Origin of the sequence: Burkholderia sp. LS-044, from assembly GCF_004803625.1 — a bacterium.
In the GTDB taxonomy this organism is placed as follows: Bacteria; Pseudomonadota; Gammaproteobacteria; order Burkholderiales; family Burkholderiaceae; genus Burkholderia; species Burkholderia cepacia.
The window spans coordinates 46,914-59,376 of sequence record NZ_SSWO01000015.1 but is presented as its reverse complement, the minus strand read 5'-3'; the positions used below and the strand labels follow the sequence as shown (position 1 = coordinate 59,376).

Annotated in this window: 12 protein-coding genes; 6 read left to right on the top strand and 6 right to left on the bottom strand. The window is 66.7% G+C overall.

Going from position 1 to position 12,463, the window contains the following annotated elements:
• Positions 1-8: 8 nt before the first annotated feature.
• On the bottom strand, positions 9-833 hold the full coding sequence (locus E9536_RS30680; RefSeq protein WP_060318422.1) for a PhnD/SsuA/transferrin family substrate-binding protein: 825 nt from the start codon (positions 831-833) through the stop codon (positions 9-11).
• A gap of 242 nt (positions 834-1,075) precedes the next feature.
• Between E9536_RS30680 and E9536_RS30670 the strand changes: the two genes are divergently transcribed.
• Both E9536_RS30670 and E9536_RS30665 read left to right on the top strand, forming a co-directional pair.
• Positions 1,076-2,101, top strand: a complete 1,026-nt coding sequence (locus E9536_RS30670) for a fatty acid desaturase (RefSeq protein WP_136471906.1) — start codon at positions 1,076-1,078, stop codon at positions 2,099-2,101.
• 239 nt (positions 2,102-2,340) lie between these two features.
• On the top strand, positions 2,341-3,543 hold the full coding sequence (locus E9536_RS30665; RefSeq protein WP_136471905.1) for a benzoate/H(+) symporter BenE family transporter: 1,203 nt from the start codon (positions 2,341-2,343) through the stop codon (positions 3,541-3,543).
• Between the two features lie 34 nt (positions 3,544-3,577).
• On the opposite strand, the gene E9536_RS30660 is transcribed toward E9536_RS30665, so the two are convergent.
• Both E9536_RS30660 and E9536_RS30655 read right to left on the bottom strand, forming a co-directional pair.
• Positions 3,578-4,465, bottom strand: a complete 888-nt coding sequence (locus E9536_RS30660; RefSeq protein ID WP_136471903.1) for an NAD(P)H-binding protein — start codon at positions 4,463-4,465, stop codon at positions 3,578-3,580.
• A gap of 153 nt (positions 4,466-4,618) precedes the next feature.
• Positions 4,619-5,542: an AraC family transcriptional regulator gene (locus tag E9536_RS30655; RefSeq protein ID WP_136471901.1), complete on the bottom strand. Its 924-nt coding sequence runs from the start codon at positions 5,540-5,542 to the stop codon at positions 4,619-4,621.
• A gap of 194 nt (positions 5,543-5,736) precedes the next feature.
• On the opposite strand from E9536_RS30655, the gene E9536_RS30650 reads away from it, so the two are divergent.
• Positions 5,737-5,931 carry a hypothetical protein gene (locus tag E9536_RS30650; protein ID WP_060358321.1) on the top strand — a complete coding sequence of 65 codons (195 nt, stop codon included), beginning with the start codon at positions 5,737-5,739 and terminating at the stop codon, positions 5,929-5,931.
• Between the two features lie 39 nt (positions 5,932-5,970).
• Here E9536_RS30650 and E9536_RS30645 read toward each other — a convergent pair whose 3' ends face one another.
• Positions 5,971-6,924, bottom strand: a complete 954-nt coding sequence (locus E9536_RS30645; RefSeq protein ID WP_021158002.1) for a LysR family transcriptional regulator — start codon at positions 6,922-6,924, stop codon at positions 5,971-5,973.
• Between the two features lie 100 nt (positions 6,925-7,024).
• Between E9536_RS30645 and E9536_RS30640 the strand changes: the two genes are divergently transcribed.
• The 3 genes from E9536_RS30640 (at position 7,025) to E9536_RS30630 (ending at position 10,941) form a co-directional block, all read left to right on the top strand.
• Positions 7,025-8,383: an NAD(P)/FAD-dependent oxidoreductase gene (locus E9536_RS30640; RefSeq protein WP_136471899.1), complete on the top strand. Its 1,359-nt coding sequence runs from the start codon at positions 7,025-7,027 to the stop codon at positions 8,381-8,383.
• A 324-nt stretch (positions 8,384-8,707) separates the two neighbouring features.
• On the top strand, positions 8,708-9,142 hold the full coding sequence (locus E9536_RS30635; protein WP_119337006.1) for a phosphatase: 435 nt from the start codon (positions 8,708-8,710) through the stop codon (positions 9,140-9,142).
• A 179-nt stretch (positions 9,143-9,321) separates the two neighbouring features.
• Entirely contained in the window at positions 9,322-10,941 is a 1,620-nt protein-coding gene (locus E9536_RS30630; RefSeq protein WP_136471897.1) for a histidine-type phosphatase, read from the top strand.
• A gap of 89 nt (positions 10,942-11,030) precedes the next feature.
• Here the strand turns inward: E9536_RS30630 and E9536_RS30625 are convergent, their stop codons facing one another.
• The gene (locus tag E9536_RS30625; protein WP_136471895.1) at positions 11,031-11,561 is read right to left on the bottom strand and encodes a YcxB family protein; all 531 of its coding nucleotides are present in this window, start codon (positions 11,559-11,561) and stop codon (positions 11,031-11,033) included.
• 229 nt (positions 11,562-11,790) lie between these two features.
• On the bottom strand, positions 11,791-12,459 hold the full coding sequence (locus E9536_RS30620) for an alanyl-tRNA editing protein (RefSeq protein ID WP_136471893.1): 669 nt from the start codon (positions 12,457-12,459) through the stop codon (positions 11,791-11,793).
• Positions 12,460-12,463 lie beyond the last annotated feature (4 nt).

The window sequence follows — 12,463 nt, the reverse complement described above, 5'->3', positions numbered from 1 at the left end:
CGCGGCGCTCAGGCCAGTTCGGGATAACCGTGCGCGGCCGCGTCCTGCGCGAACCGTGCAATCGTGTCGTAGTCGGCCGGCAGCAGCCGTTCGAAGCCCTTCAGCCGCAGCACGCGCGCCCGTTGCGCGTCGGCGGCCGCCGCACGATCGAGCGCGTCCTGCAACGCACCGACCTGTGTTTCCGGCAGCGCGCGCGACGCGATGAACGGCAATCCCGGCGCGGAAGCCGTCGTACCGATGACCCGGATGTCCTTCAGCAGATCGGGCAACGCGTCGCGGATATAAGCAAACGTCACGCAGTCAATCGCCCCGCAATCGGCATCGCCCGACGCCAGCGCACGCAGCACGTTCACGTGCGAGCCAACCGGCGTGACCGCCCCGAAGAAATGCCCGTCATGCGCATGCGGCGCGACCGCGTGCCTGAATGCGTTCATCCCGCTGTGTGAATCGTCGCCGTTGAGTGCGGCGCGCAGCCCGCGACAGGCGGCGAGCGTCGTCGTGCCGCCCGCGTGCACGCGCGCCGACACGACCAGCACGCTGCTATAACGCGCCCCGTCGCAGCCGTCCGCGTCGAAAGCAGGCGTCGCGATCAAACGCACGACGCCGCGCAACCCGAGCATCCGGTACGGGTAGCCGCAGGTCTGCGACAGCAGCAGATCGTCGCGCCGCCACAGCGCATGCAGGTCGTCGAACGGCGCATCGGGCAGCGCTACGCCGGCAGGGCCGCCCGCCTTCGCGAACGCGTCGAGCGCATCGCGCAACAACGCGCGCCACAGGGCGGCGTGGCGCGGCGTCACGTTGTACATCGGCAGTACTGCGATCCATGGGTTCATGCGGGCATTCTACGCACCGGCGGCGGCCCCGATGCTTATCGGCCTCGTCACGATAAGCAAATGCGAATCGATTGGTTGGCGCTGCAGCGCTGCCCCGGTACCGTTCGAAGGCCTGCCGGCGCTGCCACCTTGCGCAATGCCGGACAGGCCGACCGTGATCCGCGAGACACCTGCGCACCGGGCCGAGCGCACCGGTTCCATCGCTCGTTCCCCGCACTGCCCGATCCATCCGCCTCAACGCCATGGCCGAATACTTCGACGTCGATCACGCGCGCGCGATTGCCGCGCTCGGCGCCCGCTTCACCGCCCGCACCGAGTGGCCGACCTGGCTGCTGGTCGCCGTCATCTACGGCGGCTGGCTGGCCGTGCTGCTGCTCGTGCGCGACGGGCACCTGTCGCTCGCGGCCGCGACGCCGCCGCTGATCCTGCTCGGCGCATGGCACATGTCGCTGCAGCACGAACTACTGCACGGCCATCCGACACGTTCCGCGTTCATGAACAAGCTGCTCGGCTATCCGCCGCTGACGGTCTGGTATCCGTACACGCTGTATCGCGACACGCACCTCGACCATCACCGCGACGAAGACCTGACCGTGCCGGGCGTCGATCCCGAAACGAACTACGTAACGCGCGAACGCTGGGCGCGGCTGCCGCGCTGGCGTCGCGCGCTGACGGTCGCGCGCAAGACTTTCATCGGACGAATCGTCGTGGGGCCGCCGCTCGCCATCGCCGCGACGGTCGCCGATGCGGTCGCCAGGTTCCGGCGCGGCGACTTCCGCCATCTGCCGATGTGGATCATGCACGCCGCCTGCGTGGTCGTGCTGCTCGCATGGCTACAACGCGAGATCGGCGTGCCGTGGTGGTACTACCTGCTGGCCGTCACGTGGCCCGCGCTGTCGCTCGCGATGATCCGCTCGCTGTACGAGCACCGCGCCGCGCGGCACCCGAAGGCGCGCATCACGATCAACGAGGCCGGCTTCGCGATGCGGCTGCTGTACCTGAACAACAACTACCACCTCGTTCATCACGACCTGCCGAAGCTGCCGTGGTACGACCTGCCGCGCGCGTACCGGATGCGGCGCGACGCGTATGCGAAGAAATGCGGCGGTTTCGTGATCCGCGGCGGGTATCGCGAGCTGCTCGCGCGCCATGCGTGGACGCCGACCGATACGCCCGTGCATCCGTTCGACCAGGGCACGGCGTCGCTGTCGACGGGGAGCGGGGTAAAGGTGGCGGTGGTCGACAAGGTGCTGCAGATCAGTACGTGACGTGCGGCGGAGCCGCACTGCTTCGTGAAGCAGCCGGATTCAGCGACGCGGGCGTCAGGCCGTACGGCCGGCGATTCGTCCGCCGCGCCGCATTTTTCTTACGAAATGCCGACGATACCGCTCGTGCCCGCGCATTGCCAATTGCGCCGCCAATGTCCAGAATGGCGGCTCGTCCGGGGCTTCCAACAATCATTCGCCCCGGCTCTGCCCCCGGCCACGCGCCGCACGCCCCCACGACGATGCAATCGAACACCCCGCCCGGCGCAATCCGCGCGATCGGCAACGACTGGTCCGTTTCCGCGATCACCGCGGGCTTTCTCGCGGTCCTGATTTCCTACGCGGGCCCGCTCGCGATCTTCTTCCAGGCGTCGCAGGCCGCGCACGTGTCCAATGAAATGGTGTCGTCGTGGGTCTGGGCGATCTCGATCGGCGCGGGCATCTCGGGCCTGTTCGCGAGCTGGAAGCTGAAGGTGCCGGTCGTCACCGCGTGGTCGGCACCCGGCACCGCGCTGCTCGTCGGCCTGTTTCCGCAACTGACGCTCAACCAGGCCGTCGGCGCCTACATCACGGCCGCGCTGATCATCCTGCTGATCGGCGTAACCGGCTATTTCGACCGGCTCGTGCGTCACATTCCGCGCGGCATCGCGTGCGGGATGATGGCCGGCATCCTGCTGCCGTTCGGCACGCACGCGTTCGCCGCCGCATCGGAGCAGCCCGCGCTCGCGTTCGGGATGATCGCGGCCTACGTGATCTTCAAGCGCCTGCTGCCGCGCTACAGCATCGTGCTCGTGCTGCTGACGGGCGCCGCGCTCGCGACGGCGCTCGGGATGACGCATCTCGGCAACGTGTCGCCGAGCATCGCGCACCCGATCTTCATCGCGCCCGAATGGACGCTCGGCACGACGCTGAGCCTCGCGCTGCCGCTCGTCGTCGTCAGCCTCACCGGCCAGTTCCTGCCGGGCATGACGATCCTGCGGGTGTCCGGCTATCACACGCCCGCGCGCCCGATCATCACGGCGACCAGCGTGATGTCGCTCGTGGTCGCGTGCTTCGGCGGGATCACGATCGTCGTCGCGGCGATCACGGCCGCGCTCTGCACCGGCAAGGACGCGCACGAGGATGCGGGCCGGCGCTACGTCGCCGGGCTCGCGAACGGTGCGTTCTACCTGATGGGCGGGCTCTTCGCGGGCACGATCGTCACGGTGTTCTTCGCGCTGCCGAAGGCGTTCGTCGCGATCCTCGCGGGGCTCGCGCTGATCGGCGCGATCGGCGCGAACGTGCACGGGATCTTCGAGGACGAGAATCACCGCGAGGCGTCGGTGATCACGTTCCTCGCGACCGCGTCGGGCATGACGTGGCTCGGGCTCGGTTCCGCGTTCTGGGGGATCGTGATCGGATCGTTTTCGTATGCGGTACTGAACAAGGTGCGGCGACAGGCGTGATGCGCAACACGCGCAACGCTCGCCGCCGCGTCGATCAGCGCGCGTGCTGGCGCAACAGCTGCGCAAGTGCATCGGCCGGCGCCGTCGTCCCGTAAAGCCGCTCCGATACGCCCTCCTCGACGTCGATCTGTCCGGCGTTGTGCACGTCGTAGAGATCGACGATCAACTGTGCATGGCGTTCGCTGAGGCCCGCGCGCAGCAGCGTCGCGGCCCAGGTGTCGCGCGGCAGTTCATGCGCGACGATGGCACGGCCGGCCGCCGCGCCGAGCGTATCCGCAATGGTCGTCACGCTCACCCGCTGCGGCCCTTCGACGCTGACGATGCGCGGCCCGTTGCCGCCCTCGGGCGCATCGAGCAGCAACCGCGCCGCGACGACGCCCACATCGGGCGCCCAGACCGTCGGGAACACCTTGCCGACCGGATGGTGGAAGCTCGGCAGCACGCCGGTGCCGAGCGCGACCGGCAGCACGCGCGCCCAGTTCTGCAGATGCTCGGCCGAACGTAGCAGCGTCAATTGCGTCGGGATCGTTCTCAGCCGTTCCTCGAGGTAATGGAACAGACGCGTGATGCCCGTGTTGCCTTCGCGCTCCGCGCCGTAATCCGACAGGGCGAGTAGCGCAGGCGGCGGGTTTGCGGCGAGTGCGGCGGTGGCGACGTCGATCGTCCGCGCCATCGTCGCGGCCGGATCGGGGTCGGCTACGGGTACCGGGCACAGTATCTGTACGGCCTGTGCGCCGTCGATCGCGGATGCGACCGCGTTCGCGTCCGTCAGCTCGGCGATCACGACATCGCAGCCAAACTGCGCGAAGCGTTCACGATGGCGTGCGTCGCGCAACACCGCGCGCACGGGATGGCCGGCGTTGCGCAAGGTCTCCACGGTCGACTGGCCGACGTTGCCTGATGCTCCGAAGATCACGAACACGGTTCGCTCCTGGGGGGATGAAGGTGGGGTGATTGTCGGGTTGGGCGGAGGGAACGGCGCGCAGGGAGGGATGAATACAGCAGGAAAGGATGACGGGATGCGGGGCCGCGCACGGATCGCGCGGCGCCCCGCCCACCCGTCACGCTGCCGAGGCTAGCGACGCGAGGGCTTCGCGTCCTCCACGCCCTCATACGCCAGCCTCAACCCACCCCGCTCCCCCGATCGCGCAATCTCCGTCGGCGTCGCACCCACCACGCGATTCATCCAGTTCGCCATGTGACTCTGGTGCGCAAACCCGGCTTCGAGCGCGATCTGGCTGATACTCAGCCGGCCTTCGAGCAGCAACGCCTTCGCCCGCTCGACCCGGCGCCGCACGACGTACTGATGCACGGGCATCCCGAGCGTTTCGCGGAACAGCACCTTGAAATGCGGGACGCTGATCGACACGAGCGCCGCGAGTTCGGCAAGCGTCATGCGCCGCTCGAGATTCGCTTCGACATAGTCGATCACGCGCGCGGCCGCCTTCGGCGCGAGCGTGCGGCGGCGCTCGCGAAACGCCGGCTGGCCGTCGACCAGCCGCGCGACGAGCGCCGTGCACAGGCTTTCCGCATAGAGCGGATCCGACGCGTCGTCCGCTTCGAGTTCGGCCGCCATCGCCCACGCGATGTGCTGAAGGCGCGGGTCACGCACCTGCAGCCGGCGGCGGATCTGCCCCTGCGACGGCTTCAGTTCGAGCTGCTCGACGGTGCGCCGCACAAACGTGTCGCTGAGCATGATGTGCAGGATCCGGCAGTCGGCGCTGTCGGTCCACTGGCCGGGCAAGCCCGCCGGAATCACATCGACGTCGCCATGCGCCTGAATGCGCGATACGCGTTCGCCGTCGCACACGCAATCCGCGCGAACAGGCCCGCCGATATGCACGCCGATCCGATGATGCTCGGCCGCCGGAATCCGGTAGGTGCCCGCGCGGATTTCCAGCAGCGACGCGCCGAAGCCCTGCCAGCCGAGCCCGCGGCTGGAGCGCAGGCTGACCGGGACGCCGTTGTCCGTCGGCGCCGCGAGAATCGCATCGCTCATGGCCTTCCTCCGGTGAATGGGAATATCGAACGCGCATTGTGACGCGTTTTCGGCCCGCCTGCCGGACCTGCCGGCTGCTCACCCGGGCCGAGCAGAAAAAGATCATCCGTTTCTGCTCGGGGCCATCCTTGCGTGTGCGCCGGCGGGCGCCGTGCCGCTTACGATGGCCCCATCCGACACCTACGGAGACCGTCATGCCTCACTGCCTTGCGCAACGCACCGCGCTCACCGCGCCGTCGCCCGCCGCCACCCGCCCCTCGTCCGGCCCCCGCTCCCGCAACGACCGCACCACGATAGCCGCCCGGTGCCTGCGCATCGTGGGCTGGTACCGGCTCGAACGGCTGCTCGCGTCGATCCCCGACAGCAACGACGACTTCGGGCTCGTCTGACCGGCCGCACGGCCGGTGTCGGACGCTCATTTGCGCCGCTTATTTGCGCCGCCGCTCGTGCGGTGCCACCGTCGCGCCGTCGATCACCGGCGCGCCCTGCTTGATCAGGAAATCGCGGAACAGCCCCGTGACCTGCGAAATGCGCCGGTCGGCGAGCGTGACCACATACCATTCGCGTTCGATCGGGTTGCCGGGGAACGGCAGTTGCCCGAGCAGCCCGGTGCGCAATTCGAGTGCACACGCGTGCAACGACAGGAACGCGACACCGAGCCCGGCTTCGGCCATCTGCTTGATCGCCTCGTTGCTCGACAGTTCGGAGCCCACATGGAAGCGGTGGCCGGCCGTCTTGAAGAGGTTCTCGACGGTCGACCGCGTGCCCGCGCCGCGTTCGCGCACGAGCAGGTGCGCGGATTCGAGATCCTTCAGCGAGATGCGCTTGCGCTGCATCAGCGGATGACCAGGCGCCGCGACGAACACCATCGGATGCTTCGCGAACTCCACCGCATGCGTACGCAATTCCTTCGGCGCGCTGCCCATCACCGCGAGATCGATTTCATGCGTGGCGAGCATGCGGATGATGTCGTCGCGATTTCCAACCTTGAAATATGTCTTCACATGCGGACGCGTCGCGGTGAATTTCACGAGCAGCGGCGGAATCAGGTACTCGGCCGTCGTGATCGCACCGATCCGCAGCGTGCCGCCGAGATCGCCGGTCAGCGCGGCCACTTCGTCGCCGGCCTCGCTCCACAGATGCAGGATCTCGCGCGCATAGCGCGACACGATCTCGCCGGCCGCGGTCAGCTGTACCCCGCGCCCCACCCGCTGCAGCAAGGCGGCGCCCACCGCCTCCTCGAGCAGGCGAACCTGCAGCGACACGGCCGGCTGCGTCAGGTTCAGCTCCTCGGCCGCCCGCGACACGCTGCCGAGCCGCGCAATCATGTCCAGCGCCTTCAGCTGCCGGAACGTCGCGGTCTTTCCTATAAGTGAATACATATGAGTCGCTTATAAACATTAAATTGTTCGAGTGGGTTCGAAACTATATCGTCGGTTCTCGAGCAATGTCATCCGAATCGTCATTCAGCGGGAGCCCCACATGGACAACACCACGCCCAACCTTGCAACGGACCGCGCACCGCGCCTGCCGCGCATCGTGATCGTCGGCGGCGGCGCCGGCGGCCTGCACCTCGCCACGCGTCTCGGCGATACGGTCGGACGCCGCGGCCAAGCCGAAGTCGTGCTCGTCGACCGCTACCCGACGCACTTCTGGAAGCCGCTGCTGCACGAAGCCGCTTCGGGCCATCGCGACCCGGCATCGCACACGATCGAGTACGCAGCGCAAGCAAAGCGCCACGGTTTCCGTTTCGTGCAGGGCGCGCTGCAGCGGGTCGACCGCGCGGCACGCACCGCAACGATCGCGGCCGTGCAGGATGCGGACGGCACGGAAATCCTGCCGCAGCGCGAGCTCGACTATGACGACCTCGTGCTCGCCGTCGGCAGCGTGACGAACTTCTTCAACGTGCCGGGCGCCGCGCGCCATGCGCTGCCGCTCGAAAACCTCGACCAGGCCGAGGATTTCCGCCGGAAGTTCCTTGCAGCCTGCACGAAGGCGAATCACCTGGCCGAGCAGCGACCCGCACGGCGCGCGGCGCCGATCTGCATCAACGTGATCGGCGCGGGTGCGACGGGCGTCGAGCTGGCCGCGGCATTGCGGCATGCGATCCAGCAGCTGACGACGTACCGCTTCAAGGCGCTGGTATCCGCACGCGACGTGCACATCCGGTTGATCGAAGGCGGCCCGCGCATCCTGCCGGCACTCGACGCGCGGCTGTCCGGCAAGATGCACGCGCAGCTTCGCGCGCTGAACGTGGACGTGCAGACTGATACCCGCGTGGCGGAAGTCGGCGCGGATGCCGTGACGACCGCGACCGGCGAACGGCTCGCGAGCGACATCACGATCTGGGCGGCCGGCGTGGCGGGCCCCGCGATGCTGCGCGAAATCGGCGACATCGCGCTCAATCGTGCGAACCAGGTGATCGTGACCGATACGCTGCAGACGCCCGACGATCCGCACGTGTATGCGTTCGGCGACTGCGCCGCGTGCCCGACGGCCGGTGCGAGCGGCTTCCTGCCGCCGCGCGCGCAGGTTGCGTACCAGCAGGCCGTGTATCTGGTCAACGCGTTTGCGCGCCGCGTCGCCGGCAAGCCGGTGGCCGGCTTCACGTTCCGTGATGCAGGCACCGTCGTGTCGCTCGGGCATGCGGGCGCCGTGTACCAGGCCGACCTCGGTGTGCGTTCGCGCTCGCTGATCGTCGACGGGCTCGCCGCGATCGGCCTGTACAAGTTCCTGTATCGCAAGCACCTGTTCAGCGTGGTCGGCGTGAAGCGTGCGCTGTTCCAGTCGCTGAGCCACTGGCTGCAAAGCCGCAACCAGCCGTCGATCAAGCTGCACTGAGCGACGACTCGCACGCAGCATCGCACAACGGCATATCGGGCGGCCATCGCTCGATATGCCGTTTTTTTATATGCATATAACGGTTGCATCCACAACGTGCGCGACTTTGGTGCGTCACATCGAAAACAGTCGATGCGATGCATGTCGCTCGAAAAATGTCGCGCGACACGCATCCCGCGCCGGTTCTGGCTGACACCCCGATTCATTAGTCGAATCGTATAGGTCTGATAAAAATATTAATTGGTCGTGTTTTCAGGAACGACGCTAAGGTGTGTGGCATTCCCGTCGGCGAACGGATCATCACGTTTCTGAAGAGGAATCACCGTGGTTATCGAAGCCATCGTCACCCGTCTCGACGCTGCATTCGCGCAAATCGAAGCAACACCGGATTCGCATGAATCGCGCCATCAACGCGACGCGATCATCCAGTGGCTCGACCGGGCATCGGAAGAAGGATATCGACTCGGTCTCGTCACGACGCTGCCGGCCGCACGGCTCAGCGACATGTTCGAAGGCCAGTTCGGCCGCGCGAACCTCGACCGCTTCTCGGTCGTCGTCACGGATGCCAATCAGCAGGACTCCGGATCAAAACAGCATCCTTTCGACGTCGCACTGCAGGCACTCGGCGTACCGCCCGAACGCGCGGTGGGGATCGCGAGCAGCGAACCGGAGCGCCGGGAAGCCGAGCATTTCGGCCTGTCGCGCTGCGTGAACATCACCGACACCGTGCGCTCGATCGCATCGGCCGGCCTGCACTGACTGCCGGCACACCGGCTGGCGACGGCCGGCCACCCTCGATTCGGCGGCCATCCGACGATTGCCCGACCGAATCCTGACATTCTGCTGTCAAAGTCGCTTGCAACACTTCCGGGCTTGACCCATCCCTCCCGGAAACGGGACGACGCGAAACCGCATCGTCCCGCCCGTTGCACACCACGATGACACGCCCGCCCCACACCGCCGCCGCCCTCGCCGTTACCTGCCTGCTGCTCGCCGCTTGCGGCGGGGACGATTCGACGCCGCCCGCGGCCTCGGCCGACAACAGCGGCTCGACGCCCGCACCGCAACCGCAACCCCAGCCCACGCCGGCACCCGCGACCTATTACCAGACGAAGACGCCATACCGTCCGCAGCAGGACGCCGCGACGTACGAAGCACCGCCCGCCGGCTACGCGCCCGTCTACACCGAACTCGTCGCGCGCCACGGCTCGCGCGGGCTGTCGGGTTTCAAGTACGACGGCGCGATCTACGCGATGCTGGTCAAGGCCGAAGCCGACGGCGCCCTGACCGCGCTCGGCGCACAGCTCAAGGCCGATACGTACGCGATGATGAAAGCCAATGCGCTGCTCGGCTATGGCGTGGCGGGCATCTCCACGCCCGGGTACGGCAACCTCACGCAAACCGGCATCCGTGAACACCAGCAACTCGCCGCGCGCCTCGCGCAGCGGCTGCCCGCGCTGTTCTCGGCCGGGAACCGGCAGATCGTCGTCGTCAACTCGGGCCAGGACCGCGCGGTCGACAGTTCGACCTTTTTCTCCGCGTCGCTCGTGGCCGCGCAACCGGCACTGGCCCCGGCGATCACGCTGCCGGCCGCGCCGTCCGGTTATCCCGCGAGCGCGCCGGTCGTGCAGCCGGCCGGCACCAACCGTTTCCTGCTGTACTTCCACTCGCTGAAACCGGCCACCGACCTCGTGACCGATACGGGCAATCCGTACTACGCGACCTACCAGGCGAGCCAGGCCTACCAGGCTTATGCGAGCGACGCGACGGTGGCCGCGAAGCTCAACGCGATCAAGGCCGCGCCGCAGGCGGCCGAGGTCGCGCAAACGGTACTGTCCGCGCTCGTGTCGCAGGCATTCATCGCGAAGCTCGGCACCAGCGGCTACACGTTCGCGAACACGGGCACCTATGCGTTCACGTCGTCGGACGGCAAGTTCACCAACACGCTGAAGGGCGACGGCAAGACGAAGATCGAGACGGCTGTCGATGCGGTGAACGTGCTGTACAACCTGTTGCAGGTCGCGCCCGCGATGACGGCGGAAACGGGCGGCGTCACGATGGAGAAGTACATCGGCGCGGAGCACGCGCAGTATCTCGCGTATCTGCAGGATGCCGAGGACTACTACCAGAAGGGGCCCGGCATCCAGGAAGCGAACCCCGTCACGTACCGGGTGGCGAAGGTGCTGCAGGACGATTTCTTCGGCGAAGTCGATGCGATCGCGCGCGGCGACCTGACCCGCGCCGCGAAGCTGCGCTTCACGCATGCGGAGATCATGATTCCGTTCGCGTCGATCATGAACCTGAAGAACGTGTTCGTGCCGACGCCGCAAGCGCAGACGTACACGTACGCGAACAACCCGTGGCGCGGCGATCAGGTGTCGCCGATGGCCGCGAACATGCAGTGGGATGTCTATCGCAACGGATCGCGGCTCATCGTGAAGATGCTGTACAACGAGCGCGAAACGGATTTCCAGGCTGCGTGCGATGGCGCGAAGCTCACGCCGGGCAGTCACTTCTATGACTACGCAGGGTTGAAGCAGTGTTACGGGTATCAGTGACGTGATGCGGGCAACGCCGCGCGCGACAAGCCCGTTCGATACCCGGACGATGCACCTCGTCCGGGTTTCAGCATGCGCGCGCCTGCCTGCTAGATCTTGCGGACGCCGTTCTGAAGCAGCGTCCGGTGCAGGAGGTCCACCTGCGACGCCGCGAGCACCCGCTTCGGGATGAGGCGGAACATCACCGCCGACTGACAAAGCAGGATCACGTAACTATCCTCGCTCCAGTGAACGAGATCCGCAAAACGAAATTCCTCGTGCGAGGTCGGGGATTCGACCACGAAATGGTCGCTGCGCCAGATGACCGTGTGCGGCTGCTGGAGGGTCTTTTGCTGGCTGTAGATCTTGCGAGCGGCACGACGCAACAGCAGATGGTTGAGCAGCGGCACGCCGATCGTGACCACCGCCGCGATTCCCGCCATCCACCAGACATTGCGCCAATCCGGAAACGCGCCGCTTGCCACCCGGAAACCACCGAACAAAAGGACGACGTACGCTATCGACGTGATCGCGAATGCCTTGAGCAGATATTTCCAGTTATATCTGCGCCAAAGATTCAGGCGGTAAGCGTGGACCAGATCGTCCACCGTCGGTTGAAACACGATATCGGTATCGCTCATGTGCGGGCTCGGAATGTTCGCTGTTTTTATGCTTGCGCTGGATTGTTCACCGCGAGCGCCGCGATCCGGACAGTCGGCGATGCGTGCGCAGGGTGACCTGCAAACGAGGCCGCGCGAAATCGCCGGCCATTCGATGCATGGATCGCCAATATACATGCGCAGAACGCGGACTCAGGCGAGTCGCGTATCGGCGGCGGCGCTCACCCTGTCGGGCATGCACTTCCGACGCTCACGCAACCCGCCCGTCCGCCATCCCGGGCTCGACCAGCATCACCTCGATCCGCTCCTTGCCCTTCCCGGTGTTCTTGCGCTTGAGCGTCAGCATACCGATCTCGCCGGTCGACGCCGGATGCGTGCCGCCGCACGCCGTCGTCGCGAAGCCGTCGACCGTCCAGAAGCGGCGTTGCGCGTCGACATCGCTGAAGTCGGTCACGATGCGCAGATCGCGCATCGACAGATCGGCCGCGGCCGATTCGATCTCCGGAAACAACGGCGACAGGCTCGTGTCGCTCGCGAAGTCGACGCGTGCCTTGTTCGGCCCGATATGCGCGCCAATGCGCTCGATACCGGGCCGGAGCCGGTAGACCAGTTGCAGCACCATTTCCGCCGCGAAGTGCAGACGCATCAGCCGGTACCGCCGCACCCAGTCGATGCGCCAGGTCACGCGATCCCCGACGCTCAGCGAATGATCGTGCGGCAGCGTGTAGACGATGTCGAGACCCTGCTTTTCAGCGTGGATGACCTGATAGCCGCCGAGCGAACCCGAGTCGCTTTCCTGCCCGCCCGAAAACGCGAAGAAGATGGTCGCGTCCACCCGCACGTATTCGCCGTCGACGTGCGTGACGACGGTATCCAGCGTGGTCCGGTACGGATCGTCCCAGAATACTTTCTTCGTCATCGCC